Below are 25,257 nucleotides of genomic sequence, written 5' to 3' on the forward strand. Positions count from 1 at the left end.
TGGAAACCATAGCATTGTGGCCCCACCTGAATCCATCTCGAACTCAGAAGTGAAACGCAATCGCGCCGATGGTAGTGTGGGGTCTCCCCATGTGAGAGTAGGTCATTTCCAGGCGCTCATTTAGCTTTATTGATTAAAGCGAGTCTCCTAGCCCTGACAAGCTAGCGACGATAAAAGAATTTAGCAGAATGCTTCGGCAATTTGCTAAAGGAGCGGTAGTTCAGTTGGTTAGAATACCGGCCTGTCACGCCGGGGGTCGCGGGTTCGAGTCCCGTCCGCTCCGCCAACATTACGATAAGCCCTAACAGCAATGTTAGGGCTTTTTCGTGTTTAATTTTTGAATGAAAATGACGAAAAAGTATTCAGCATTATGCGTAAGCACTTTGCTAAAGGAGTGGTCACTCTCGACCATCCATGGTCTACGTGACATTTGTGCATCTATGCACTTCGTAGTTCAGTTGTACCATTCTTGATTTAACAGAAGTGTTCCAGACATTGATTTGGCATACACTCCTTGAAAACATGGATGTTTGAATGCCGTAGTAATAGGATATTAAGGAGCGGCCCATGGAGATATTAGCCTCTTTATTAAGCAGAAAGCGGCCTGTCACGCCGGGGGCGCGGGTTCGTCTTTTAAAAAGTGCTAGTCCGCCCCAGCTTCGCGCTCGAAAGCTTGTACCTGACGTCACTCTCGTCCACCCATGTCCTTTGCGTCAATCTTCATGACATTTGTGCATCCATGCATTCCTATACCGATTGGTTTTCGATTTATTCTTTCTACCTATGAGCTGCTTTTGTTGTGAATCAAAGACGGGGAGGGGACAAAAAGAGTAAACTAGTTTAAATGAATTAGCTTTATTAGAAGATGCTGTGATCATAACGGCTGCTATGGTACTCAATAATAGGTATGATGTGTTGAAAGGAATGATTTTATGAATTGTCGGCTTGGATGTGGAGCTTGTTGTATTGCCCCATCGATCACTAGCCCCATTCCTGGGATGCCTGAAGGTAAACCAGCGGGTGAGCGGTGTATTCAACTATCCAATGATAATTTATGCATGATTTTTGGGATGAAAGAGCGCCCGGAAGTGTGCAGCTCCTTCTCTGCAACTATTGATGTTTGTGGTAGTACTAATTCTGAAGCTATTAGTTTGATCTCTTTTTTAGAGGCTCAAACCAGTTAGACTAACTTTGTAAGGTGCCTAATGCAGTTAACTCGTTATACAGACTTTGGTATTCGTACCTTAATGTATTTGGCTATTCAGCCTAACAGAGAGACGCTATTTCGAATCTCGGAGATCACTCAGGTCTTTGACTTGTCGCCTAACCATGTCTCTAAGATCGTGCACCACCTGGGTAAGCTAGGTTACTTAGAAACTATTCGAGGTAAGAGTGGTGGTTTTCGTTTAGGTAAGTCACCGAAAGAGATCAATATAGGTCAACTGGTGAGAGTTTTAGAAAATTCTCTGGCGCCTATCGATTGCAGTAAACCATACTGCCGCCTGACCCCTTCTTGCCAGTTAAGAGGTGTATTAGCCGAGGCTGTTACGGCTTATTTAACGGTCTTAGACCAATATTCTCTGTCGGATATCGTTAGCAATAATCATGAGTTGGTAAAGCTGCTTCCTGAATTGTCTATTCCTGTACTTGAACTTAGCTCCTAGAGTTAGCTTTTAGAGTGATATCAGTCGCTACTTCAACCTGATGGTAGCGTCTTCTCCTGTTTTTTACTTACTGCAATCCTATAAGGTAAAAGCTCCGAGGTTTTAACCAGGCTGATGCCTGCCTGCTGTAATCGCGGTAGATTTAGTTTCAAATATTCTATGGTTTCAGGATATGGGTGAGCTATGGCAACGACTTGGCCTTGCCTATGTGCTAAGGCGATAAGGCGTTCAAATTGTAGGTTCAAACCGGCTTGTGAGACGTCATTATCCAAGAATACCTGTCGCTTTAACTGAGGTATACCTAGTTTGTCGGCTGTACTTCCCGCCTTGGTGTAACGTGTGGTCATACTGTCGACGAAGTAGACTTGCTTCTGTTTTAAACTTTCCATCACCCACTGCATTGGCTCATCCAGCTGGGTCAATAAACTTCCCATATGATTGTTGGCGCCTTTAGCGAAAGGGATGCTCTCGAAAGCCTGGTTTATGGTCTGCTTAACATCTGTTTCACTCATGTCATTGGTTATTCCACCAGGACCAAGCTTCTTGCCATTGAGTGCCTGCATAGGCAGGTGTAGCATTACTTCGTAGCCTCTTTCGTGTGCAATATGAGCAACTGAACTGCCCAGAGGTGTGTGAGGAAGCACTGAGAGGGTAATGTTATCGGGTAAGGTCAGTACGGCTTCATCGGATTGACGATATCCAATATCGTCAATGATGATCGCAACTTGAGCGGCATTTCCATAGCTAGCTGGAAAAATTAAAGCAAAATAAAATATTAAAAAGCGCACTGTGTTAGGTATTTTCCATACCTTTTACACTAAGAGCAAAAGGCGTTAAGAATGAGTTTTTATCCATGTAATTGCTGAATCCAATATAAGATCAGTTTCAACATTATTATTTTCAATTTTATCATGGACATTGGTCTCGTCGATTATAGGCACAGTTTGCTCATTTGTGACAGTATCTAATTGAAGTTTTATATCTGGCTCAATCCCCTTACTATTAATGTCCCGGCCATTGGGGGTGGTGTATTTGGCTATAGTCAGTTTTATTGCGTTCCCTTCCATTAATGTAGGAATTAGACTCTGTACGGTTCCCTTACCGAAGCTAGTCTCACCTATCAGCTTAGCTCTTTTATTATCCTGTAAGGCAGCGGCAAGCACCTCTGAAGCAGAAGCAGATCCCTTGTTGATTAACACCATAATAGGGACGTCGTGAAGCATAGTTTGGGGCGAGGCATAATAGTCTGAGTTTGCGTCGAAGAATCGTCCCTCGGTTGAGACTATTCTGCCTTTTTCGAGAAAGATGTCGGCAATTTTTATGGCTTGATCGAGTAAGCCTCCTGGATTATTCCTCAGATCTAAGATGAGTCCCTGTAATTTTAGCGGTTGCCACAGGGCTAATTGCTTAACCATCTCCTCGGTAGAATTGTCCTGAAAGCTGGCAAGTTTGATAAAGCCAATATTGCCATCCAGCAATTCGGCCGTGACCGAATGCACCGAGATGAGGCTCGGCACTAAGGTGACTTCATAGACAGTATCCATATTGGGGTGAGTGAGTGCGAGCACAATCGATTGATTATTCTGGCTATGGTTTTTGATTTCTTTAAGTAGGTCGTCTAATTTGCTGTAATCAACTTTATTATTATTGAGTCTAACTATTCGATCGCCTGCTCTTATGCCTGCACGCTCGGCAGGGGAGTCGGGGAAGGGGGTTATTATGGTTATCTTGTCATCTTCGGTCGCTATCTCTATGCCAAAACCAAAATATTCACCCTTGTTGGCATTTCTGATATTTGAGAATTCTTGTTTATCGAGAAAGTTGGAATAAGGATCCAACTTAGAAAAAATCCCTTCTATTGCTGCAGCAATAAGCTCATCTTGGCTTAATTCTGTTACGTAGTAAGTCTCAACTGTGTCGATAACGTCGAGTAGGAGCGGATAGTTGAGATTGTGATGATACTGTTCGGCGTTTTCTTGTCCTGATAGGGTAACGGATATCCCTAGCCCTACACCAATGAGAATACTACAAAGGTAGCGAATATATTTTGACATGGCAGCCCCTATATTTAAGGGCTAGATCTCTCCTAGCGTTTACAGTATCTCGCCGGATCGACCGCTTGCCCTTTATGCCTTACCTCAAAGTATAGGCCAGGCTCAGTCTGTCCACCCGACCGACCGACTAATGCGATAGATTCTCCTTTATTTACAGAGTCTCCGGGGTTTTTTAATAGGGTTTGGGCATGACCATACAGGCTCATATACCCCTTACCATGATCGACAACTAGCACCATACCGAAGCCGCGTAACCAGTCTGCATAAATGACCTTTCCCGCTGCGATAGCCGCTATTGTTTGACCTTCCGGAGCCGAGAGTGTGACCCCTTTCCATTTTACCTGACCCGATCTACGGCTGCCGAAGCCCGACTTGATACGCCCCTTGGTCGGCCATTTTAGCTTTCTGCTACTGGATAACCCTTCCATCTTAGGGTTACTTCTCATGGCCACGATGGCTTGCTCGACGACATGTTTGAGACTGGCTTCTTCTATCTGCATCTGCTCCAGTCTGGCGCCACTGCTATTGAGTGTTCTCTGCAGTTGTGTCAGGGTTTTTTGTCTTTGGCTCTGTTCCAGGTTGAGCTGTTTCGCCTGTTGTTGCTGGTTGAGAATGAGCTTATTAAGCTGAGTCTTCTGGGCTATCTGTTCAATTTGAATGTCATTGAGCTCTTCAATGGTCTGTTTCAACTCATTGATCGATGCCATGCGGGCATTATTCAAATATTGATAGTAGGCGAGTAGACGTTCGATACTTGCTGGGCTCTGCTGGTTGAGTAGCATCTTACTATAGTCGTGATTACCCGCTAAATAGGCACTGGCCAACTGATTGGCTAATGTTTCCTGCTGGGTTGTCTTCAGTGTATCTAACTTGTTTTGGCGTTTATCTAATTGAGCCAGTTTCTTATCTGTTTTAGAAAGTGAATTTTGGGTTTCATTGACTTTTCTAGCAGCTGAGGCGATCGCTTTTTCATCTTTCTTGAGCAATGAGATTAACTTTTCTCGCTGCTTAGCGGTGTCTTTTAGATCCGATGCTTGTTTGCTTATCTGTGATTGCAGTACTTTAAGATCGGATTGACGCTGCTGTAGGTCTGAGGCCTGCAGTGGCGTTGAAAGCATGATAAAGCCAGCAAAAATGCTGGCTTTACTGAAAAAACGAATATTCACGTGTCAGTGGTTACTCTTTGATTTTGATGATGGAACGCCCAGTCATCTCTGATGGCACTGTTTCTCCCATCAAGGTTAACATGGTTGGAGCAAGATCGCTCAGGCGACCGCCATCTTCGATAATCGCATCACGTCCAACGTAGATCAATGGCACTGGTTCGCAAGTGTGAGCCGTGTGTGCCTGGCCGGTCTTCTCATCGGTCATCTGCTCGGCATTACCGTGATCGGCTGTGATTAAACATTCTCCTCCCACCTTAGTCAGAGCTTCCACGACGCGGCCGATACTGGTATCGACTGCTTCACAGGCTTTAACCGCTGCCTCGAAGCTACCCGTATGGCCAACCATATCTCCGTTTGGATAGTTACAAATAATGACATCATAGTCAGTAGACTCTATGGCTGCGACTAATTTATCTGTGAGTTCTACAGAACTCATCTCAGGTTGTAGGTCATAGGTTGCCACCTTAGGAGATTGGATCAGAATTCTGTCTTCTCCCTTAAATGGTTCCTCTTTACCGCCGTTGAAGAAGAAAGTCACATGGGCATATTTCTCTGTCTCTGAGATACGCAGTTGTGTCTTATCCCGACTCTGCAAAGCTTCACCTAAGGTGTTGACGAGCTCTGTTGCCGGATAGGCTATTGCTGCCGGTATATTCGCGGCGTACTGAGTCAACATCAAGAAGTGTGCTTTTGTCGTCATCTTACGCTCGAACCCATCGAAATCAGAGTCGACGAAGCTGCGAGTGATTTGACGAGCACGATCGGCGCGGAAATTCATGAAAATCAGCGAATCGCTATCGGCAAGTTTAGCCAGATTACCTTGGCTGTCGGTAATCGCCGAGCTTGCGACAAATTCATCGCTCTCGTCACGTTCATAAGCCGCTTCCAGGGCATCTACAGCATTGGTGTATTGATGCAGAGACTCGCCTTGGGTGATCAAATCATAGGCAAGAGTCACACGATCCCAGCGATTATCACGGTCCATTGCATAATAGCGGCCTATCACTGAAGCAATACGGCCGGTGCCTAATCTAGTAAACAGATCATCAAAATGAGCCAAACTAGATTTTGCACTGCGTGGTGGAGTGTCGCGACCATCGAGGAAAGCGTGTAGATATACTTGCTTAGCACCTCGCTCGACTGCTAGGCGGCACATGGCCTCGATATGATTCTCATGGCTATGTACGCCGCCGGGAGACAGTAGCCCCATTATGTGTACAGCACCCTCTTTGGCGATTGCGCGATCTATGGCTTCGAGTAGTGCTGGGTTTTGCTGAAACTCACCGTCATCAATTGCCTTACCTATTCTGGTAAGTTCTTGATAAACAATGCGTCCTGAACCGATATTGATATGACCAACTTCGGAATTACCCATTTGACCATCGGGTAGTCCCACATCTAAGCCTGAAGCTGAGATTAGATTGTTAGGGTATTGAGCATTGAGTCGATCCAAAACCGGGGTCTTAGCATGGAAAACGGCATTTTTTTGCGTGTTTTCGCGGTAACCCCAGCCATCGAGGATCAGCAATGCCAAAGGGCGTTTGCGTGTCGTCATAGTGGTACCTTTTTAAGTTTGAAAGATAAAGTTGAAAATAGAAATTGGATAAATATTACTACGGAAGACCTGGTTGAAAAAGGAATTTACCTAGATTGATATAATCGAGTTTGCATCTATCTTATTAACGCTCTTTATCCACAGACTTTTCGTCCTTCAACAAGATGCTGCAATCTCCTATCGCGGTGGTATACTCTGTGCCCTAATTGTATTTTCAGCCCTAAGAAGTAGGCAGTTCACCATGCAAGAATATATCGAATTTTTGAAAGCTAACCCTATGCTCAGCTTAGCCTGGATAGGTCTTTTGATTGGTCTTATCGTCAGCGTTTTCAAATCCAGTATCTCTAAGGTCACTACGATCGATCACCAACAGGCTACGCTGCTTATCAATAAGCAAGATGCCAAAGTGATAGACGTAAGGGAAAAAGCGGAGTTTAAGAAGGGTCACATCGTCGATGCTTTGAATGTGCCTTTATCTGAAATTAAAAATAATCAACTTTCAGCCCTTGAAAAGTTTAAAGCAAGTCCCATTATAATGGTATGCAACGCAGGTATGGTGTCATCACAAGCCTCGCAGTTGATGGTTAAAGCAGGTTTCGAATCTGTACATAACCTCAAAGGCGGTATGGGTGAGTGGCAGTCAAGTAATCTGCCGGTAACGAAAAGTAAGAAATAACAATAACCCGGGATGGTGTCTGAGAGCGAGTTACAGGTCTCAAGTAACAAAAGCCCTTAAAATTGGCTTCAATTTTGAAGCCTAATAAATTGGATAGGTAAATATTATGGCTGAAGTAGCAAATAACGAACAACAAGATCCTCAATTCAATATCCAACGTGTATACACCAAGGATATCTCTTTCGAAACTCCAAACAGCCCGGCTGTTTTCCAGAAAGAGTGGAACCCTGAAGTTAAGCTAGATCTTGATACTCGTAGCGCTAAGCTAGCTGACAACGTTTTTGAAGTTGTCCTGTCTCTGACTGTTACCGCTAAAAACGGTGACGAAACTGCATTCCTTTGTGAAGTTCAGCAAGCTGGTATCTTCGCAATCAATGGTCTGACTGAGCAGCAACTTGCTCATTCACTAGGTGCATACTGTCCAAATATCCTATTCCCATATGCTCGTGAAGCAGTGGGTAGCCTGGTTTCTCGTGGTACTTTCCCACAGCTAAACCTAGCACCAGTTAACTTCGACGCGCTTTTCGCTCAGTACGTTAACCAGCGTCAAGCCGGTGCAGAAGACGCTGCTAAGACTGAAGAAGCAAGCGCATAATTAAAAACTGAACGTATCTGTTCAGCATTTTTCAGTCGCTGCTCAGATAGTGGCTGATTCATTCGAATATTAGACTCGAATGAATTGGCATTAAGCGAGTAGTTATATGAAAAACACTGCCGATATTACGGTATTAGGGGCGGGGTCTTATGGCACCGCCCTTGCTATTTCTTTAGCCAGTAATGGCCATCGAACTCTGCTGTGGGGTCATGACCCTGAGCATATCGAGAACCTCAAGCGTGACCGCGCTAATGAAGTATTTCTCCCGGGGATAACGCTTCCCGACCTGCTTGTTCCAGAAGCCGACTTGGCGACGGCGCTAGCCGCATCGAATAATATCTTAGTTGTGGTTCCCAGCCATGTTTTTGGCATGGTATTGGGCCAAGCTAAGCCTCTGCTGCGTGAAGATTCACGCATAGTCTGGGCGACAAAAGGGCTTGAGCCTGAGACCGGACGACTGTTGCAAGAGGTTGCCGGAGATGTGTTAGGCGATAAATATCCTTTAGCCGTGCTTTCCGGACCTACTTTTGCGAAAGAGTTAGCGGCGGGAATGCCGACCGCTATCTCCGTTGCCGGAACCCATGCTACTTTTACCCAAGATCTAGTCGAGCTATTACACAGCCCTAAACGGCTACGTGTTTATGCCAACGACGATTTTATCGGCCTGCAACTTGGCGGTGCGGTTAAAAATGTCATCGCCATCAGCGCTGGTATGTCGGATGGTATCGGCTTCGGTGCCAATGCCAGAACCGCATTAATCACCCGAGGCCTGGTTGAATTGTCTCGTTTAGGTGAGGCTATGGGGGCCCAAGCCAGTACTTTTATGGGCATGGCAGGCTTAGGCGATCTGGTACTTACCTGTACAGATAACCAATCTCGTAACCGTCGCTTCGGACTGGCTTTAGGCCGGGGGCAAGGTGTCGAGGAGGCTCAGGAAGAGATAGGTCAGGTGGTTGAAGGTTACCGTAATACCAAAGAAGTTTATGCTTTAGCTAAGCGACTTGGCGTAGAGATGCCGATCACTGAGCAAGTTTATCGGGTGCTCTATGAGGGCGGGACGCCTCGCGAGGCTGCCGTAACCTTGTTAGCCAGAGAGATAAAATCTGAGACCCAAGATAGCGAGTAATCAAGTCTTAGGTTCATGCTTCTTCGTATGTTAAAGATAAAAAAGGGTGCTAAAATAGCACCCTTTTTGTGTCTGGAACACTTATGCCACAGCCCATGGACGGCTAGCTGAGGTATCTTGTGTCTGGCCAAAATTATTCCTGATTCAGTATTTGTATTTAAATTCGAGGCTATAAAGTGAAACATCATGACGTCATAATTATCGGAGCGGGTGCCGCAGGCCTGATGTGCGCCGCTACAGCGGGTTACCGTGGGCGTGATGTGTTGGTGCTGGATGCAGCAAAGCAGGCGGGGAAGAAGATCCTCATTAGCGGTGGTGGACGATGTAACTTCACGAACCAGAAAGTTGAGCCGAATAATTTCATCTGTGGCAATGGGCATTTTGTAAAGTCAGCCCTGGCAAGGTATCGCAGCAGCGACTTTATCGATCTTGTCGAGCGTCATGGTATCGAGTACCACGAGCGGGACCATGGTCAACTGTTCTGTAATGACTCGGCCAAAGAGATAGTCACCATGCTACTGACCGAGTGTGAGTGGGCCGGTGCTAAGGTTAAACTCCGCACCGAGATTGGCAAGATCACTCAAGCTGATTCTGGGAAATTTGAAATAGCGACCGACAAAGATGTCTATAGCTGTGATTCGTTAGTGGTAGCCACAGGCGGTCTCTCCATGCCTAAGCTAGGTGCTAGCCCATTGGGTTATCATCTTGCCGAGCAGTTTGGTTTAAAGGTGTTGCCTACCTATGCCGGTCTGGTGCCTTTTACCTGGCAACCCGAGCAGAAACTCAAATTTGAGCCACTGTCTGGCATTGCGGTACCCAGTACTATAACGGCAAAAGACGGGACTCAGTTCAGTGAAGCCTTGCTCTTTACTCATCGCGGCCTATCAGGCCCTGCCATTCTTCAGATATCAAATTTTTGGAAGCCTGGTGAGACCATCAAGATTAACTTGCTCCCAGGTATCGATGCCAGAGCCGCCATCGAGTTGGTGCTGGCGAACCATCCGAAGCAAAACTTGAGAAATACCCTAGGCCATTGGTTACCTAAACGTCTGGTCGAGGCCCTGTTTGATGAAGCTCTGCTTAACAAGGCGCTGAATCAGTTAATCCATAAAGAACTGGAACAGCTTGCTGTGGATCTCGAGTCCTGGGAAATAATGATGAATGGCACCGAGGGCTATCGCACCGCCGAAGTCACCTTAGGTGGCTTAGATACCGATGAGCTGTCGTCGAAAACCATGGAAACCAAATCAGTACCTGGGCTTTTCTTTATCGGTGAGGTGATGGATGTCAGCGGCTGGCTGGGAGGATTCAACTTCCAGTGGGCTTGGTCATCGGGTGTTGCCGCGGGTCAGGCGGTTTAATGTTGCCAGTGAAGGAGATATTGAGGAATCATACTGAGTTCACTTTCTGTTAATGTCTGCGGTGTTAACATGGCTTTAAGTTACTTCTCTTTGTTTTTCGATACTTTCTTTGAGGCACTGATGTTTAGACCCTTAGTTATCTTGCTTCTACTGTTTATGTCCGGGTGTTCGAGTCAGTTGCCGGAGCAGATTGAAACAGGCACTGCAACCAATGTTGCTGCGAATCAGGCTAAAACATCAGGCCTAGATGCTATTAAGACCAAACAACAGGTATTAGAGCTGAAGCTGATGGCATTTCATCGAGAGTGGAAAGGTACGCCTTACCGTTATGGTGGCATGAGTAAGCGGGGCGTGGATTGCTCTGCCTTCGTCTATCTGGCCTACAAGGATATTTTCGGTAGGAAGTTACCCCGAACCACGGCGGATCAGAAAAACCTTGGGCATAAAGTTGCTAAGGGAAATCTGAAAACCGGCGACCTGGTATTTTTCAAAACCGGTTGGTCGACTCGGCATGTGGGTATCTACCTGAGTGACTCTAAGTTTTTGCATGCATCGACGAGCCAAGGTGTGATGATATCCACCTTAAATAATAGCTATTGGAAGCGTAAGTATTGGCTGTCCAGAAGCTTGTAGCTCTCATTTTTGTCGATAAGCCAGATATAATGGCCGCAAATCATGTTAGTTTACATGCAACTAATATCTCCAGCTTCGGTGCCATCGATAGGGCTTGCCGAAGATAACACCACCAGTAGGACTTAAGATGACTAAAGCTAAAATCGGTATTGTAACTGTCAGTGATAGAGCTAGTGCAGGCGTCTATGAAGATCTCTCTGGTAAAGCGATTATCAAGGTATTGAACGAGTATCTGACTTCTGAGTGGGAGCCTGTCTATGAGGTGATTCCTGATGAGCAAGATGTGATTTCTGCGACACTTATCAAGATGGCCGATGAGCAGAACTGCAGTCTAATCGTTACTACTGGCGGCACTGGCCCAGCTAAACGCGACGTTACCCCTGAGGCGACGGAAGCCGTTTGTGATCGTATGATGCCTGGTTTCGGTGAACTCATGCGCGCCGAGTCACTTAAGTTTGTGCCGACCGCTATTCTTTCACGTCAAACAGCCGGACTTCGTGGTGATACCTTGATCGTTAACTTGCCAGGTAAGCCCAAGTCGATTCGTGAGTGTCTCGATGCCGTGTTCCCTGCAATTCCATATTGTATCGATCTAATGAATGGCCCATTCCTTGAGTGTGATGAATCTGTCATCAAGCCATTTCGTCCAAAGGCCAAGTAAGCATATCTTGAAAGTTAAGAGCGTCTCGATGCGCTCTCTATCTTCCCCGGCAATCCCTTATTGCATCGATCTAATGAACGGACCTTTCCTCGAGTGTGACGAGTCAGTTATCAAACCATTCCGTCCAAAGGCCAAGTAGCATATCTTGAAAGTTAAGAGCGTCTCGATGCGCTCTCTATCTTCCCCGGCAATTCCTTATTGCATCGATCTAATGAACGGACCTTTCCTCGAGTGTGATGAATCTGTCATCAAGCCATTTCGTCCAAAGGCCAAGTAAGCATATCTTGAAAGTTAAGAGCGTCTCGATGCGCTCTCTATCTTCCCCGGCAATCCCTTATTGCATCGATCTAATGAACGGACCTTTCCTCGAGTGTGACGAGTCAGTTATCAAACCATTCCGTCCAAAGGCCAAGTAGCATATCTTGAAAGTTAAGAGCGTCTCGATGCGCTCTCTATCTTCCCCGGCAATTCCTTATTGCATCGATCTAATGAACGGACCTTTCCTCGAGTGTGACGAGTCAGTTATCAAACCATTCCGCCCAAAGGCCAAGTAAGCTGATTTTTAAAAAAGTGACTAAGGCCCGGTAATTTCCAGGCTTTTTATTGTCTGCTTTACAGTTTCTCACAACTTTTTAGCGCTTTTGTATAATTTAGCATCCCCTGTTTCATCTCCACTGTTTTAATCTTATGGATCAAAGCATGACCTATACTTTATTAGGTCGAAATCATATCGATTCGAATAAATGTTGAGGAGAGAGGGATGGAATTTTTATCTTCATGGAGCATCAAACGTAAATTGATGGCTGTGATGTTAGTTTTTGGCTTAGCCGGGGTAACCATACTGGTCGATGTCATCATTAATACAAATTTTGTGGCAGATAAGTTTGAGGAATATGATCAAGCTGGTGTGAACAGTCAAAAGTACATCTTATCTATCAGCCGAGACATGAATTATGTTTCTCGTCTATCACGTAGCATCATGCTTGGAGATGATTTCGACAAAAATTACTCTCTGTTAGATACTCGAATTCGTGATATTTATAGCCATTTCGATAACCTCGAAGCTTCTCTAAGACTGGTCTCGGACAGAGATGCTAAGAATCGGCTTAATCAGTTGATGGCGAATTCTAAACAAGCCACAAAGGCATTCTTAGAAGATGGCCGCGCTCGCATGTTACAGCTTAAATCCGTTGATCGTAATCCGGATGTCTTACAGGAAGCCTGGAGTTCATATCGTACAGGGGCGAGTCCTTTCGCTAATAAGGCTAGAGCTAGTTTCAAAGAGCTAGTTAGAGCCGAGGAAAGTTCCAGACAGGAGATACAGCAGGCTGCAATCGCTTCCATGGCTGACATGAAACAGCAGCTGATCTTAATTACCATAGGTTCTTTTGTGCTTGGTGGTCTGCTGCTCTTCTTTGTTGCACGAGGTATTTTACATTCTGTAAGCACCTTGACCCGGTCCATAGATGACATAGAGAGAAATTCTGATCTGACCCGTCGCATCGAAATCAGTAGTAAGGATGAATTTGCAGCTCTTTCTAGAGCGTTTAATCTGATGCTAGATAAGTTTCAAGCTAGTATTAATAGCGTTTCCGATACTTCGAAGCAGTTGGCTGAGTCGGCACAAGGCATGGCGAAGGTTACCTCAGAAACTGCCGCTTCGGTCCAGAGTCAGAGACATGAGCTGGACATGGTTGCCACTGCGATGAATGAGATGACGGCAACGGTTGTCGAGGTGGCTAAGAATGCTAATGATGCCGCAGATGCCGCCAATCAGACTGATGACCAATCGAAAGAGGGCATGCAGGTCGTCAATAATACCGTGGATACTATTGTTGGTTTAGCTGCCGAGATAGAAAGTGCTGCCGAAGTGATACAAAACTTAGAGAAAGACAGTAATCAAATTGGCACCATTCTCGATGTTATCAAGGGGATTGCCGAGCAGACTAACTTGCTAGCGCTAAATGCGGCTATCGAAGCCGCTAGAGCGGGTGAGCAAGGAAGAGGATTCGCCGTGGTTGCCGATGAGGTCCGTACTTTAGCGAGTCGAACCCAAGAGTCTACCGAAGAGATTCAGGCGATGATCGAGAAGCTACAAGGTGGAGCTAAAACAGCAGTGAGTGTCATGTCGGATAGCCGAAAGTATGCCGATGAGAGTGTGAGTCATGCCAAATCTGCTGGTGAGGCCTTGCAGATGATCACGCAATCTATCGGTACCATTACCGAGATGAATACTCAGATTGCCACAGCAGCAGAAGAGCAATCTGCGGTATCGGAGGAGATCAACGCTAATATCGTTAATATCAATCATGCTGCCGAAGAAGCCGCCGAAGGTGCTAACTCGACATCCAGTGAGAGTGAACGTTTAGCCGAGATGGCGCAAGAGCTGCAACTGCTGGTTCAGCAGTTTAAAACCTAGTCTTCTCGTTACCTAGGGAAGCGTATTATTCGCCCTAGGTTCCCTTCTTAATGATCTGATAGGCGCTATACCCGGTAAACATTAGTAAGCTGGGTATCGCCACTAAGTGGGCAAAGATGTTGGGCTCGGTGCTAAAATGTAGCCAAAATAGTAATGCCCAACTTATTCCAAGATAACTCAGGCTCATCACCAGATGCTTATTCGATTTTGACATCATCTACTCCTATTAATCACTTCTATTCATTACTCGTGTTCAGCTAAGAACCTGCAACACTTTCTGGTCTTCAACTGAAGCTTTCATTGAAGTTCCCAGTGTCATCTCAGTATAAAAACTAGACAAAATCTTATAAAGTGTCATTATTGACAAAATAAGGGTTAAAAGTGATAATTTGTGTTTTGGTCATAGTCTTTGAATTATAGTCTTGTGGTCATAGCTTGATGATTGAACTTGAGGAGAGACTGAGATGAAGAAAATAATAATATTGGCTGCAGGGAATGTGGTTGCCGGTGGTATTGTCAGTTTTCTCGATGTGTTCAGTTTCTGCAATGTTTATTGGCGACGTATGAATCCAGATGCAAAAGAAGACCTGTTTCATTGTCATGTGGTTTCATATGATGGCCAGCCGGTGAATACCAATCAGCATATTCAAATCCCCGCCATAGGTCTGGATAAACCCGAAGATATTCTGCAAGCCGATGCGGTTATTCTTGCGTCTGCCTTTGTGACGAGCAGAGAGGAGTTTCAAGCTTATCTCAATGAGTTTGAACCTTTGTTCGAGCCCCTGAGGCTCTTCGCTGCCAGTGGAAAACCCGTGGCTGCTTATTGCTCCGGCACCTTGATGTTAGCCGCCTCAGGCGTGCTTAATGGTCGCACGGCCACGACGGTTTGGTGGTTAAAGGAGATGTTCGAGCGAAATTTTCCTGATGTGAATCTCTGTATGGATAAACTGGTCATCTCAGATGAGCATATTCATACCGCTGGCGCGACGACTTCGAATCTGAGTCTGGCACTTCACCTGATAGGAATTTTTGCCGGTGAACAAATTGCCCATCAGATGGCCAAGATATTACTGATAGACCCCAATCGAACCTCGCAACAGCCCTTCATGTCCATGGATCTATCCATTGGGGTTAATAATCACAAAGATGAGTTGGTGACTAAGATCCAAAATTGGATGCAGGCACAAATAGGGCAGAGTTTCTTGCTCGATGATATCGCTGATAAATTTGCTGTGGGTAAACGTACCATGATCAGGCGTTTCAAGAAGGCGCTCAATGAGACGCCTGCTAGTTACATGCAGCGTTTGCGTGTCGATGAGGCTAAGCGATTACTCGAAACCACCGAACTTGCCCTGGAGCAGATAGTAGATAGGGTTGGCTACGAAGATGTGAGTTCATTTAGAAAGCTGTTTATTCAGCTGACGAGTCTTAGCCCCAGAGCCTACAGGGAAAAGTTTAATACCCACAACTGCTGTTAACTCAACTCATGCATGAGCAGCAATGTGGGTTGCTTTGAATATCGGAGTGTAGAGAGAGGTAAACTTATAGAGCATTAATCTCTCGTTTGAGATCATGGCTGCCATCTGTGACTATTTTCTCCAGAGTCTGCACCCTTTCTTCGAGATGACGATTTTGCTTGCGCAGCAGTGCTAGCTCATCTTGGTTAATATCTGACCTGTTCACCTTGCAAAGTCTTAAGTACTGCTTAAGGCCTTCGGTAAACGTCACGCTGGCGATAAATACGATCATAACAACCATGATAATCAGTTCTTTATCTATCTCTCTCTCCTTATGATGTAGCCCTGAGTGCGAGTCACTCTGGGCTTCTAGCTGTGTTATTGATATACCAATCGGTATAAAAGTGTGGTCACTCAGCGAGAGTTTAGCGCTTCGGAGGCAAGGCAACGAGTGAGGAACATATATTCTACGTTTAAGCTCGTTAACGCCGTATCGGAAGTGCTAAAACTCGCCTTTCAGGAGTGTTTTTGGCAGCCTACTTCTGTGTTGAATGAGCTCGAAAGGGATCACCATTCCCTCACTCATCCGCCTTGAATTATGCAGCCAAAAATAACTCTGAGTTGACCACTTTCTTATACCGATTGGTATTATAAACCGAAGATTATCTTCTCGCTCTTGAGTGATCTTTCCATGCTGAAGGTCAGGGCTAGGGCGATAACTAAGGTCACGACCGAGGACAGCACTAGCTGCAACATAGGGATTTCGCGTCCCTTGATGAAGGCGATCAGTGCCTGTTGCTGCCCGGAGACAGGGAGCCACTGCAAGGTATCAGGGGCTATGTTGTAGCTGGCGGCCATCGACAGCATCATGGGTACTATGAGTACTAAAGTCAGATAGGACTGAGCCTCTTTAAAGCTCTTGGCCATAAAGGAGACAAAGAGTTGCAGGCTTGCGGCCATCATGGCTATGGGTAGTCCAATCAATAGCATGAGCAAGATGAAGTCTGTGCTTATGTTGACCGTAAATCCAAGTTCATGCCAGGGGACATAGGCATAGGATATTTTGGAGATGATCAGGGTTAACAGCAGACCCAACATGGCGAACACAGTAACGGCAAACACCTTGGCTAGCACTATGCTACGGGTCGATACCGGATGACTGAGTAACAAGGCCAATGAATTTCGCTCTCGTTCACCGGCACTGGTATCTATGGCCAAGTTCATACCCGAGATAAACACCGCATAGATCATGGTCATGGTGGCGACACCTAAGATAACCCCGCCCTTGGAGTCCGGCGTGGCTTGATCTTCTATCTTCACCTTAATTGGCTGAACCACACGTGGATCTATGCCTCTGGCTATCAAGCGTAAGCTACCCATCTCGGCGCTATAGGTCTGCAGGTTACGCTCGAGACGACGAATAGAGTTTTGTAGCTTCTCGTTAGAGTTATCGGCTATCAGTATGACTTCGGCGCTGAGGCCTTTAGCCATCTGAGCGGCATAATCTTCGCTGATAACCAGACGGATATCTTTTACATCCAGCGGTTCACCTTCATCATCAGTACTGCGACTATCACCATGGGTGATCCCTTGGCTGGATAGGTACTTGATAAGATCCGGAGCGTTATCGGCATTCTCTATCTTGATGTTGAGATCTTTCGGACTCGACATCTGACCTATGAGTAGCATAAACATGCCACACATCAATAGAGGCGTACCAATAGCGTAATAGAGTCCGGCCATGACAGAGCGCTTGTCTCTGGCGGCATCGATAAGCTCCTTGCGAACCATGGTCATTATCTTGTTCATCATGCTGTGATTCCCTCATCTTTACCGATAAGTTGGCTTTGAAAACGCGCATCCTGCTTGGATGCTTTGAAGAGCATCATTTGTGAGGCCGTTATCATGCTGCTATTCCCTCATCTGTTCCAATAAGCTGGATAAACGCATCCTCCAGAGAATCCTTACCTGTCTGGCGACACAGCTCATCCGGGCTACCTATGGCAACGACTTTACCGTCCGCCATTACGATCACCTGATCACAGAGTGCGGCAACTTCCTGCATCACATGGCTAGAGAACAAGACACAGTGCCCATGCTCCTTGAGCTCTTTCAACAGATCTCTCAGTACTCGGGTACTCATCACATCTAAGCCCCGAGTAGGCTCGTCGAGTATGATGTTAGTTGGCTGGTGGACTATGGCCTGAGCTAGTGCTGTCTTCATGCGTTGGCCCTGGGAGAAACCTTTGCAGCGACGGTCGGCAATATCATCCATATGTAGTTGGCTGAGTACCTTAGCGGTGGCAGCTTTGGCTTCTACTCTCGATAAGCCATTGAGTTCGGCAAAATAACTCACATACTCTCTCGGGGTCAGTCTTTCATACAGTCCGAAAGGATCCGGGAACAGCCCCAACTGCTGTTTGGCTTCGATAGGAGATTTAGACACGTCAATGCCATCTATCTCGGCGATACCTTTGTCTGCCTGGAGTAGACCGAAAATGGTTCTCAGGCAGGTGGTCTTGCCCGCACCGTTAGGACCAAGCAGTCCGGTTATTTGGCCATCTTTGGCCTCGAAGCTCAGATCATCCAGTGCCTGAACCTCGCCGATACGCTTAGATAGATTAGATACTTTAATCATGGCTAGCTCCTTGGGCTATGGCTTGCTTTGGCTTTTGTACGGGCTCTTGTGTATGTTCCGGGGCGGGAATGGCCTCGACTGTACTGGCATTGAGGTAGAAGTTACGACTCACATCCTTGTTCAGGCATTCACCGTCTAAATCCTGCACGTTGCCAGTGTCGACTAGCTCTGCGATAAGGTCATTACCGCAAGATTGATGAGCGACTCCGTGGGTAGCATAAGGAGCAATAAAGTGCCTGGCATTAGTGAGTTTTTCCATGGCTAACTCCCCCCAACTCGGCGGTGTGGCCGGGTCTAACTCTCCCGATAACACTAAGGTGGGAATGTCGCTGCTAATGGGCGCAGAGAAGTCGGCATCTACGGCTGGCATATTCCAGATGGCACAGGATTGTTCGAATGTGGTCACCATCTCCCTGCCAAAATAGGTTTGGTTGGCGGCGTCTCGCTCGGCAGTTGTGAGGCGTTGCCAATCTTCGCCACAAATAACCGAGGCATGCATGCCCATGGCGATGCCTGTGCTATCGATAGTGAGAGAATACAGACCTAAGATAGGTTGGAAATTATCTTTAGCGGCCTCACTGATTGCATGTGGGATAAGCGCGCGGACATTAGGCATATACAGGGCCATTCTGATGGCTCCCATAAATTTGGCCCGCGTCATGGTGAGTTGGGTTGCCTCGCCAGTTAACGGGTCTTGTACCTGGCTGACCATTGGTGCTATGGCTAGCTTGGCATCGACACTGGCTAAGTCTGCTTTGAGGTTGGGAAACTGAGCGCCGCAGAGTTTGTTGGTGTTGCAATCCTTGATTAACAAATCGAAGGCGCGGCTGATGGCATTGCCGATGGCGAGTACACTCTGTTGCATCGGGACTACGCCGTCTATGGTGACAGTCGATAGTGCTTCCGGGTAGTGACTTAGATACAGCTGTGCCATGCGAGTGCCGTAGGAGATGCCATATACATGCAGCTTCTTATAGCCGAGATGCTTGCGTACGGCTTCGAAATCATCCAGTGCATTCAGGCTACCGTATTGAGTGACATCGGCGTCGAGTTCATCCAGACAGGCTTGAGTCTCGGTGGCTACATCGAAATCTGCTTCGTTAATGGCCAGGGCATCTTCGAAGCCGTCTCCTTCGCAATTTAGGATATTGGAGCGTCCGGTGCCGCGCTGATCTATGAGTAAGATATCCCTACTCTGACGTATCTTTCTGAACATACGGCTGAAGCCTGCGGCGTTATCTATGGCAGATTGGCCCGGGCCGCCGGCGATGGCAAGAAAGGCTTCGGAATGATTATCGCTTTTTATCGCAGCCAGCACAGCATAGTGGATCTCTATCTGCTTTCCATCTGGCTTAGCGGGATTCTCCGGTACCGTGATAAAGCCGCAGTTAACTTGCTCAGACAGGCCATCCAGATAGCAGGTTTGCTCATTCTGGCTAGCTGGATCCTCAGTGTTATTCTCGCTGTTATCAGCATCTGCAGAGGCAAAGGCGGGAAGGTTGAGAATCATGCTGCTGATAACGAGTGTGCCGATCAGCGTCATTAATGGCTTGCCCTTTACACTATTTATGGCCTTTCTTGTCTCTGACCTGTCTCGCTTTCCATGAAACATACTGGCTATTCCTTTCTTGAAAATTACTCAATCTATGCTAAATTACGTATCGGTGTATCAATGTATTAATACAGTGTCTAAAGGCTAATGTTAGAACTAATAAATGTCAACCCCAGTAGTGGTGAGCCCATATATCGACAGTTGAGCGAACAGATTGTGCGTTTAATTGTGGGTGGCCAATTAGAAACAGAACAAGTGCTGCCTTCGGTGCGGAAGATGGCCGAGCACCTGTCGGTAAACCCCATGACAGTTTCCAGGGCTGTGCAGCAGCTGGTCGAGCAGGGATGGCTGGAGAGGCGCCGTGGCCAACCTACCAGAGTGGCTAAACGTGAACATAGCGAGACAACTTCGAGTGCCCAGCTGCTTAAGCCCGAGGTTGATGAGCTCGTGTCCCAGGCCAAACAATTAGGCATCAGTCGTGATGAGTTAATGGAACTCATCGATACTTGTTGGTAAAGCGGTAAAAGAATAAACAAAATAAGAACAAAGGATTGAACTGATGGATATGAACCAAGCGCCGATTCTTGAGTTTAACAAGGTCAGCAAATGTTTTTCTGCTAAAGACGAGGCCGATAAGACTGCGATTAATTGCCTCTCAATAAAATTGTTCCCCGGTATGGTAGTGGGTCTATTGGGGCAAAATGGTGCGGGAAAGTCGACCCTGATGCGCTGTGCGCTTGGGATCATAGAGCCAAGTTCGGGTGAGATCACCACCTTAGGTGAGCCGGTTAATCAACTTAGCTCAGAGGCTAAGGCGCAGATAGGTTATGTGCCACAACAACCCTTCGGCTATGAGGGCTTCAGTGTCTCCAGGGCATTGGAATTACATAGAAGCTTCTATCCCGCGTGGGATCGGCAGCTTGAGAATACCTGGCTTGAGCGTTTCAATCTCGATTCTAAGCAACAAGTTCAACGCATGTCTGTGGGTCAGCGTCAGTCTCTGGCCTTGATCATGGCCATGGCCTACCGACCTAGGCTACTTATTCTGGATGAGCCTGTTGCTAGCCTGGATCCCATAGCCAGACGCAAATTTATGTCTGATCTGTTCGAGCTGGCGCTTGAATCTGGCTCGGCCGTGCTGTTTTCATCCCACATCACCTCAGATCTGGAACGTGTCGCCAGTCATCTGGCACTCATGAGATCCGGCGAGCTGGTGTTGTTCAAGGAGATGGACAGTGTGCGCGAAGAGGTCAAGCTGCTTACGTTTGCAAATGGTGAAGAGATACCGGAAGGGCTAAACGTGCTCAACCAGCATGGCAACAAGGTGCTGGTGGATAATTTCTGCGCTGTGAAGTATCCAGATATATCGGCCCAATCACTGAATCTTGAACAGCTGTTTATGGAGCTGCACAGATGAGTCGCACTAACCCAGAGCTGATTCAGCCCAGGAGTGATAATGGCCCTTGGCTGAAATTATTGCAGTGTCGATTCGCAGGCGTGATCCGCTTCTGGTTCTACGATCTGGGTAGCGCCAGCTTTATGGGAGTCACATTACTGGGTTTATTGATGCTGGTGCCGATCATTGGATTCGAAAAATTCGAGATTCTTCCTCTTATTTTAGGCCTGGTACAGGTCTCTGTATCGGCGGCGGTGGCCTGGCAGCTGAATCGGTTAGCGGCGACAGAGTGGTCAATACTGATCCCTGAATATAGACGGAACATATTCTTTCAGTGCAGCTTCATGCTGCTGAGCTCATTTTCTATCGGCACCTTAGTCTGCTTACTGGTAGGGTTGGAGGCGGCATTTACCCAACTGCTGTTAGCGACGGGTTTAGGACTGATTTTTGTTTATCTATGCCAGATAAAGATGGCTGTCTATTATCTGTCTATCTTGCTCTATCTGTCTTTACTCTTCATTGACTCGATAGCCGAATCTCTTTCTCCTGTGATGATAGCGGCAGTGGTGCTCGCTAACCTGACTTTAGTCTGGGCTATATGGAAAAGAGCCTTGGTAAGTGGCTGGCATCCCGATGCCAGGACTATCTATCTCAACGCGCTGGAGATGGGAGGAATTTGGCTACCCAATGCTAAGTCTTACCCCTTGATCTTTAAGCTCGAAAAGCATCTTCATCCGGTTAATTTCTTCATGGGTCCCTTGCTGGCCCTGTTAATCATAGCCATGCCGATAATCACACTCATAGTTGCGGCGTTGGCTCAGCTGGTGGGCGTGGAGGTCCCGGCCCTGTTTATGTTGGTGCAGTTTAGCTGTGTGGCTTGCACTATGGTTCATTGGAGCCGTATTCAGCGTTGGCGAGCGGTAGAAACTCTGTTTATGCTGCCAGGCTTCAGTGGCAAGCAGGGAATGATAGATGCGTTTAATCGCTCTCAAATTAACTTGTTAATCTTGTTCACCCTGATCATGGCGGCTACTGCGGCTCTGGTTGCGTTATTCAATCCAGCCATCACTTTTGCTATCTGGTTCCACCTCGTCTTGAGCACCTTCTTCGGTTGTGGTTTTCTCTTGGGGGCTGGGAGTGCGTGTAAAACGGCACTACAGCTGTCCACAACTATGCTGATAATTATTGCGCATTCGGCTTGGATTTCGGGAAGTTTACGTGTGTTTGCCGAAGAAACCGACGTTTGGCTATGGTTTGCGGGAGATCTGGCTCTAGTTGGTATATCCATGCTAACTATATGGTGGGGAAGTAAAAAGTTGTGGAAAGGCGATCTGGTTTAAGGCCACAAATTTTACAAAACTGTGGCAGAACTAACAAAAGTTGAGCAATTGCTCTTATTTTTCTTGGGCCATTGACGTAAAATGTCCGGAAACAGGAACACCTGTACGCTTAAAAAGGCCCCAAATATATGTCACTCGAGCAGTATCATTTAACACGATTAATCAAGAAGCAGAGCCTGCAACTCGGCGATGCTATCGCGCTCGAAGGATACGAAATGGCGGCCCCATGGCATCAGGTGAGTTGGAGCGATTTCGGTAGCATCAGCTCCCAGGTAGCTCAAGCCTTGATTAATTTTGGCTTCGAGGCGCAAGATCGCGTGGCTATCCTTGCACAGAACAGCCCTCAGTGGACCTGTGCCGATATTGGTTGTCTCAAGACTCGCGCCGTAGTAGTGCCTATCTATCCGACTAGCACCTTCGAACAGGCGAGCTATATTATCGATGATGCCGAGGCGAAACTTATCTTCGCCGGCGATCAAGCTCATTACGAGATGGCCTGTAAACTGACTGACGTATGTGCCAGCTTGATACAGGTGGTGGTGTTCGATAAGAACGTCACCCTGCAAGACAATGCCAATCATCATTACTTCGACGACCTTATTGCCGACAGCTATCCGGCAAAGACACCCATCGAGTTGGATAAACGACTCGATGCGGCCAATTTGGATGACTTGCTTACCCTGATATACACCTCAGGTACCACTGGTGAGCCAAAAGGCGTGATGTTGGATCACCGTAATTTTGCCTCTATGGTGCGTCAGCACGATAGCTTCTTACCATTTACTCCCGGTGACGTGTCTCTGGCCTTCCTACCTTTGAGCCATGTGTTCGAACGTGGCTGGAGTTTCTACGTGCTTAGCCGTGGTGGTCATAACGTTTATCTGCAAAACCCCATGGCGGTCAAAGAAGCCATAGTCCAGGTACGCCCACACACGCTTTGTGTGGTACCAAGATTTTTAGAGAAGGTGTATAGCGCGGTACAGGATAAAGTCTCTAAGGCACCGAGTAGCCGTCAGAAGTTGTTCGCCTGGGCCATGAATGTGGGTCATCGTCAATCTGAGGTGGGTCAGGGCCGCGAGAAGGCATCACTGGCTTTGAGCCTGCAATGGAAACTGGCCGATAAATTGGTCTTTAGTAAGCTAAAACAGGTACTGGGCGGACGCCTCAAGTTTATGCCTGTTGGTGGTGCTGCGCTAGACCCTAATGTGAGTGCCTTCTTCCAGAGTATCGACGTACCTGTGTTGTGTGGCTACGGTATGACTGAAACGACTGCCACAGCTACCTGTAATACTCTGGCTAATCGCGTTCCCGGCTCTAACGGCAATGCCATCCCCGAAGTCGAGATCAAATTAGGTAAAGATAACGAGATCTTTGTTCGCGGCGATACCGTGATGCGCGGTTACTATAACCGTCCACAAGAAACCGCAGATACCTTCGAAGATGGCTGGTTGAAGACCGGCGATGCGGGTCGTATAGATGAGCATGGCAACCTGTTTATTACCGATCGTATTAAAGAGCTGATGAAAACCTCTAATGGTAAGTATATCGTGCCACAACGCGTCGAGGGTAAGGTCGGTTGTTGTCCTTTCATCGAGCAAGTTGCCATTGTTGCCGATGCTAAAAACTATGTCTCCGCCTTGATTGTCCCAGCCTTCGAAACACTCGAAATATGGGCGAAAGAGAAGGGGCTGCATTATGAGTCACCCATGGAGCTGTTACGTCACAGCCATGTTATCGAGCATTTCGATCAACGCCTCAAGACACTGCAGAGCGATCTGGCTGGTTTCGAGAAGATTAAGAAGTTTACTCTGCTACCGGAAGCTTTTTCGATGGAAGCGGGTCTTATTACACCGACCATGAAGCTACGTCGTAAGGTGATTTATCATAAGTATGCCCGTGAGATCAGTGCTATGTATGGTAAATAGATCTGCTTCGCATCTCTATGCATGTCACAGTGTGACGTTATCAAGCAATGATGACGTTATACCATTCCGAGTAAGTATCTGATCATTCAGCGGGAGTTCAAAGCACTGCAGGCAAGGCGAATGTTTGAAGCTAATAGTTATTCTATATCGAGAACATTCAACGTAGCATAAAGGGCTTTGAAACCCGCACTGCGTGAGGCTCTCAGTGTTTCCACTTCTGTGTTACATTGACTTAAAAGGGAATAACCATTTCCTCATCAATGTGTCTTGAATTGAAAAAACTGAGAGTCTCTGAACTGACCAGATACTTATATGGCATGGTATTAGAACAGCAAGAATAATAAGAGGATATTGAGATATGTCAGAGACCTTTTTTAGTTTAGCCATCCAGCCAAGATTTAATGAGACCGATGGTCTGGGCCATATCAATAACACTGTGCTTCCTGTGTGGTTTGAGGCTGCACGTGAGCCGGTATTCGAGATCTTCAATCCTAGCCTGGACCTAAGTCAGTGGAACCTGATAGTGGCGGGTTTTACCATTGCTTATACTTCGCCGACTAATTATGGTTCTACCGTATCGGTAAAAACTTGGATCAGCCGGGTGGGTAACTCTAGCTTCGAGGTGGCTCAGCAGAGCTGGCAAGAGGGGAAGATGACCTCAGAAGCTAAGACGACTCTGGTGCATTACGATTACGGTATAGATAAGAGTCAGCCGATTTCAGCCGAGGTTAAATCTCAGCTTGCAAAGCTAACTGGTGAATAGTTCGCTTTTGTTGATATTAAAGGGCTGACTATAAAAACTTCTGTACATACCAACAGCTAGCCTTAACCTCGAGGTTAGCTGCTTTTGCCCAGCTTAATCCATATCTAACCAATTTTTCGGCAAATCCTTGTCCACGCAGATTATCGGGCACAAAAGTGCTGGTGAAATCAACCTGGTCATCATTAATTGTTATAAACAAGTACGGCTTGCTCTGTGTCTGAATGGATGACAAACCTGTGCTCGTTTTTCAGATGTTTAACCACTGATTCGATCATT

Annotated in this window: 24 protein-coding genes, 1 tRNA gene, 1 rRNA gene and 3 pseudogenes; 19 read left to right on the forward strand and 10 right to left on the reverse strand. The window is 46.7% G+C overall.

Annotation, left to right across the window (positions count from 1 at the left end):
- From rrf to FS373_RS24360, 4 genes are all read left to right on the forward strand, one after another.
- A 5S ribosomal RNA gene (gene rrf / locus FS373_RS24345) occupies positions 1–114 on the forward strand; the annotation flags it as partial.
- A 95-nt stretch (positions 115–209) separates the two neighbouring features.
- Positions 210–286, forward strand: a tRNA-Asp gene (locus FS373_RS24350).
- A gap of 646 nt (positions 287–932) precedes the next feature.
- On the forward strand, positions 933–1,184 hold the full coding sequence (locus FS373_RS24355; RefSeq protein ID WP_144048700.1) for a YkgJ family cysteine cluster protein: 252 nt from the start codon (positions 933–935) through the stop codon (positions 1,182–1,184).
- Between the two features lie 21 nt (positions 1,185–1,205).
- Positions 1,206–1,664, forward strand: coding sequence for an Rrf2 family transcriptional regulator (locus FS373_RS24360; RefSeq protein WP_144048699.1), 459 nt, complete (start codon positions 1,206–1,208; stop codon positions 1,662–1,664).
- 32 nt (positions 1,665–1,696) lie between these two features.
- Here FS373_RS24360 and FS373_RS24365 read toward each other — a convergent pair whose 3' ends face one another.
- From FS373_RS24365 to gpmM, 4 genes are read right to left on the reverse strand one after another with little or no spacing between them, the layout of a single operon-like run.
- Positions 1,697–2,452, reverse strand: coding sequence for a divergent polysaccharide deacetylase family protein (locus FS373_RS24365; protein WP_322619561.1), 756 nt, complete (start codon positions 2,450–2,452; stop codon positions 1,697–1,699).
- 45 nt (positions 2,453–2,497) lie between these two features.
- Complete coding sequence (locus FS373_RS24370) at positions 2,498–3,718, reverse strand: S41 family peptidase (protein WP_152830815.1); 1,221 nt, start codon at positions 3,716–3,718, stop codon at positions 2,498–2,500.
- A gap of 32 nt (positions 3,719–3,750) precedes the next feature.
- The gene (locus FS373_RS24375; protein WP_144048697.1) at positions 3,751–4,884 is read right to left on the reverse strand and encodes a murein hydrolase activator EnvC family protein; all 1,134 of its coding nucleotides are present in this window, start codon (positions 4,882–4,884) and stop codon (positions 3,751–3,753) included.
- Positions 4,885–4,894: 10 nt separating this feature from the next.
- Entirely contained in the window at positions 4,895–6,439 is a 1,545-nt protein-coding gene (gene gpmM, locus FS373_RS24380) for a 2,3-bisphosphoglycerate-independent phosphoglycerate mutase (protein WP_144048696.1), read from the reverse strand.
- A 241-nt stretch (positions 6,440–6,680) separates the two neighbouring features.
- Between gpmM and FS373_RS24385 the strand changes: the two genes are divergently transcribed.
- From FS373_RS24385 to FS373_RS24415, 9 genes and pseudogenes are all read left to right on the forward strand, one after another.
- A complete protein-coding gene (locus tag FS373_RS24385; RefSeq protein WP_144048695.1) occupies positions 6,681–7,115 on the forward strand; it encodes a rhodanese-like domain-containing protein in 435 nt (144 codons plus the stop codon).
- Positions 7,116–7,221: 106 nt separating this feature from the next.
- Positions 7,222–7,710: a protein-export chaperone SecB gene (gene secB / locus FS373_RS24390; protein ID WP_144048694.1), complete on the forward strand. Its 489-nt coding sequence runs from the start codon at positions 7,222–7,224 to the stop codon at positions 7,708–7,710.
- Between the two features lie 106 nt (positions 7,711–7,816).
- Entirely contained in the window at positions 7,817–8,836 is a 1,020-nt protein-coding gene (gene gpsA / locus FS373_RS24395; protein ID WP_144048693.1) for an NAD(P)H-dependent glycerol-3-phosphate dehydrogenase, read from the forward strand.
- A 176-nt stretch (positions 8,837–9,012) separates the two neighbouring features.
- Positions 9,013–10,197 carry an NAD(P)/FAD-dependent oxidoreductase gene (locus tag FS373_RS24400; protein WP_322619562.1) on the forward strand — a complete coding sequence of 395 codons (1,185 nt, stop codon included), beginning with the start codon at positions 9,013–9,015 and terminating at the stop codon, positions 10,195–10,197.
- 120 nt (positions 10,198–10,317) lie between these two features.
- Positions 10,318–10,830: an NlpC/P60 family protein gene (locus FS373_RS24405; RefSeq protein ID WP_144049168.1), complete on the forward strand. Its 513-nt coding sequence runs from the start codon at positions 10,318–10,320 to the stop codon at positions 10,828–10,830.
- Between the two features lie 127 nt (positions 10,831–10,957).
- Positions 10,958–11,491: a molybdopterin adenylyltransferase gene (mog, locus tag FS373_RS24410; RefSeq protein WP_144048691.1), complete on the forward strand. Its 534-nt coding sequence runs from the start codon at positions 10,958–10,960 to the stop codon at positions 11,489–11,491.
- Between the two features lie 323 nt (positions 11,492–11,814).
- Positions 11,815–11,907: pseudogene (locus FS373_RS31670) on the forward strand (molybdopterin adenylyltransferase); the annotation flags it as partial.
- A 45-nt stretch (positions 11,908–11,952) separates the two neighbouring features.
- Positions 11,953–12,045 (forward strand): annotated as a pseudogene (locus tag FS373_RS31675) (molybdopterin adenylyltransferase); the annotation flags it as partial.
- Between the two features lie 206 nt (positions 12,046–12,251).
- Positions 12,252–13,910: a methyl-accepting chemotaxis protein gene (locus FS373_RS24415; RefSeq protein WP_144048690.1), complete on the forward strand. Its 1,659-nt coding sequence runs from the start codon at positions 12,252–12,254 to the stop codon at positions 13,908–13,910.
- A gap of 34 nt (positions 13,911–13,944) precedes the next feature.
- Here FS373_RS24415 and FS373_RS24420 read toward each other — a convergent pair whose 3' ends face one another.
- Complete coding sequence (locus tag FS373_RS24420; protein WP_144048689.1) at positions 13,945–14,124, reverse strand: hypothetical protein; 180 nt, start codon at positions 14,122–14,124, stop codon at positions 13,945–13,947.
- A 250-nt stretch (positions 14,125–14,374) separates the two neighbouring features.
- Between FS373_RS24420 and FS373_RS24425 the strand changes: the two genes are divergently transcribed.
- Entirely contained in the window at positions 14,375–15,388 is a 1,014-nt protein-coding gene (locus FS373_RS24425) for a GlxA family transcriptional regulator (RefSeq protein ID WP_152830816.1), read from the forward strand.
- A gap of 64 nt (positions 15,389–15,452) precedes the next feature.
- Here FS373_RS24425 and FS373_RS24430 read toward each other — a convergent pair whose 3' ends face one another.
- From FS373_RS24430 to FS373_RS24450, 4 genes are all read right to left on the reverse strand, one after another.
- A complete protein-coding gene (locus FS373_RS24430) occupies positions 15,453–15,668 on the reverse strand; it encodes a hypothetical protein (RefSeq protein ID WP_152830817.1) in 216 nt (71 codons plus the stop codon).
- 347 nt (positions 15,669–16,015) lie between these two features.
- Positions 16,016–17,176, reverse strand: a complete 1,161-nt coding sequence (locus FS373_RS24440; protein ID WP_185977100.1) for an ABC transporter permease — start codon at positions 17,174–17,176, stop codon at positions 16,016–16,018.
- A 94-nt stretch (positions 17,177–17,270) separates the two neighbouring features.
- Positions 17,271–18,005, reverse strand: a complete 735-nt coding sequence (locus tag FS373_RS24445) for an ATP-binding cassette domain-containing protein (protein ID WP_144048685.1) — start codon at positions 18,003–18,005, stop codon at positions 17,271–17,273.
- A complete protein-coding gene (locus FS373_RS24450; protein WP_152830818.1) occupies positions 17,998–19,617 on the reverse strand; it encodes an alpha/beta hydrolase in 1,620 nt (539 codons plus the stop codon). The genes FS373_RS24445 and FS373_RS24450 overlap by 8 nt, the downstream gene beginning before the upstream one ends.
- Before the next feature lie 87 nt (positions 19,618–19,704).
- Here FS373_RS24450 and FS373_RS24455 point away from each other — a divergent pair, with 87 nt between their 5' ends.
- The 5 genes from FS373_RS24455 to FS373_RS24475 all read left to right on the forward strand — a co-directional run bounded on the left by FS373_RS24455 (position 19,705) and on the right by FS373_RS24475 (position 24,981).
- Positions 19,705–20,073: a GntR family transcriptional regulator gene (locus FS373_RS24455; RefSeq protein WP_144048683.1), complete on the forward strand. Its 369-nt coding sequence runs from the start codon at positions 19,705–19,707 to the stop codon at positions 20,071–20,073.
- Between the two features lie 43 nt (positions 20,074–20,116).
- Positions 20,117–20,974 carry an ABC transporter ATP-binding protein gene (locus FS373_RS24460; protein WP_144048682.1) on the forward strand — a complete coding sequence of 286 codons (858 nt, stop codon included), beginning with the start codon at positions 20,117–20,119 and terminating at the stop codon, positions 20,972–20,974.
- Positions 20,971–22,293 carry a hypothetical protein gene (locus FS373_RS24465; RefSeq protein WP_144048681.1) on the forward strand — a complete coding sequence of 441 codons (1,323 nt, stop codon included), beginning with the start codon at positions 20,971–20,973 and terminating at the stop codon, positions 22,291–22,293. Before FS373_RS24460 ends, FS373_RS24465 begins: the two co-directional genes overlap by 4 nt.
- Before the next feature lie 128 nt (positions 22,294–22,421).
- Entirely contained in the window at positions 22,422–24,218 is a 1,797-nt protein-coding gene (locus FS373_RS24470) for an AMP-dependent synthetase/ligase (RefSeq protein WP_152830819.1), read from the forward strand.
- A gap of 358 nt (positions 24,219–24,576) precedes the next feature.
- Positions 24,577–24,981 (forward strand): acyl-CoA thioesterase, encoded by a 405-nt coding sequence (locus FS373_RS24475; protein ID WP_144048679.1) that lies wholly within the window; start codon positions 24,577–24,579, stop codon positions 24,979–24,981.
- A 28-nt stretch (positions 24,982–25,009) separates the two neighbouring features.
- Here the strand turns inward: FS373_RS24475 and FS373_RS32810 are convergent.
- A pseudogene (locus FS373_RS32810) lies at positions 25,010–25,256 on the reverse strand (GNAT family N-acetyltransferase).
- Between the last annotated feature and the right edge of the window lies 1 nt (position 25,257).

The sequence above is a fragment of the Shewanella sp. YLB-07 genome (assembly GCF_009377275.1).

Coding starts and splice junctions, on each gene's coding strand:
- FS373_RS24355 (WP_144048700.1), top strand. CDS start 933: ATGAATTGTCGGCTTGGATGTGGAGCTTGTTGTATTGCCCCATCGATC.
- FS373_RS24360 (WP_144048699.1), top strand. CDS start 1,206: ATGCAGTTAACTCGTTATACAGACTTTGGTATTCGTACCTTAATGTAT.
- FS373_RS24370 (WP_152830815.1), bottom strand. CDS start 3,718: ATGTCAAAATATATTCGCTACCTTTGTAGTATTCTCATTGGTGTAGGG.
- gpmM (WP_144048696.1), bottom strand. CDS start 6,439: ATGACGACACGCAAACGCCCTTTGGCATTGCTGATCCTCGATGGCTGG.
- FS373_RS24385 (WP_144048695.1), top strand. CDS start 6,681: ATGCAAGAATATATCGAATTTTTGAAAGCTAACCCTATGCTCAGCTTA.
- secB (WP_144048694.1), top strand. CDS start 7,222: ATGGCTGAAGTAGCAAATAACGAACAACAAGATCCTCAATTCAATATC.
- gpsA (WP_144048693.1), top strand. CDS start 7,817: ATGAAAAACACTGCCGATATTACGGTATTAGGGGCGGGGTCTTATGGC.
- FS373_RS24405 (WP_144049168.1), top strand. CDS start 10,318: ATGTTTAGACCCTTAGTTATCTTGCTTCTACTGTTTATGTCCGGGTGT.
- mog (WP_144048691.1), top strand. CDS start 10,958: ATGACTAAAGCTAAAATCGGTATTGTAACTGTCAGTGATAGAGCTAGT.
- FS373_RS24415 (WP_144048690.1), top strand. CDS start 12,252: ATGGAATTTTTATCTTCATGGAGCATCAAACGTAAATTGATGGCTGTG.
- FS373_RS24420 (WP_144048689.1), bottom strand. CDS start 14,124: ATGTCAAAATCGAATAAGCATCTGGTGATGAGCCTGAGTTATCTTGGA.
- FS373_RS24425 (WP_152830816.1), top strand. CDS start 14,375: ATGAAGAAAATAATAATATTGGCTGCAGGGAATGTGGTTGCCGGTGGT.
- FS373_RS24430 (WP_152830817.1), bottom strand. CDS start 15,668: ATGGTTGTTATGATCGTATTTATCGCCAGCGTGACGTTTACCGAAGGC.
- FS373_RS24440 (WP_185977100.1), bottom strand. CDS start 17,176: ATGAACAAGATAATGACCATGGTTCGCAAGGAGCTTATCGATGCCGCC.
- FS373_RS24445 (WP_144048685.1), bottom strand. CDS start 18,005: ATGATTAAAGTATCTAATCTATCTAAGCGTATCGGCGAGGTTCAGGCA.
- FS373_RS24450 (WP_152830818.1), bottom strand. CDS start 19,617: ATGTTTCATGGAAAGCGAGACAGGTCAGAGACAAGAAAGGCCATAAAT.
- FS373_RS24455 (WP_144048683.1), top strand. CDS start 19,705: ATGTTAGAACTAATAAATGTCAACCCCAGTAGTGGTGAGCCCATATAT.
- FS373_RS24460 (WP_144048682.1), top strand. CDS start 20,117: ATGGATATGAACCAAGCGCCGATTCTTGAGTTTAACAAGGTCAGCAAA.
- FS373_RS24465 (WP_144048681.1), top strand. CDS start 20,971: ATGAGTCGCACTAACCCAGAGCTGATTCAGCCCAGGAGTGATAATGGC.
- FS373_RS24470 (WP_152830819.1), top strand. CDS start 22,422: ATGTCACTCGAGCAGTATCATTTAACACGATTAATCAAGAAGCAGAGC.
- FS373_RS24475 (WP_144048679.1), top strand. CDS start 24,577: ATGTCAGAGACCTTTTTTAGTTTAGCCATCCAGCCAAGATTTAATGAG.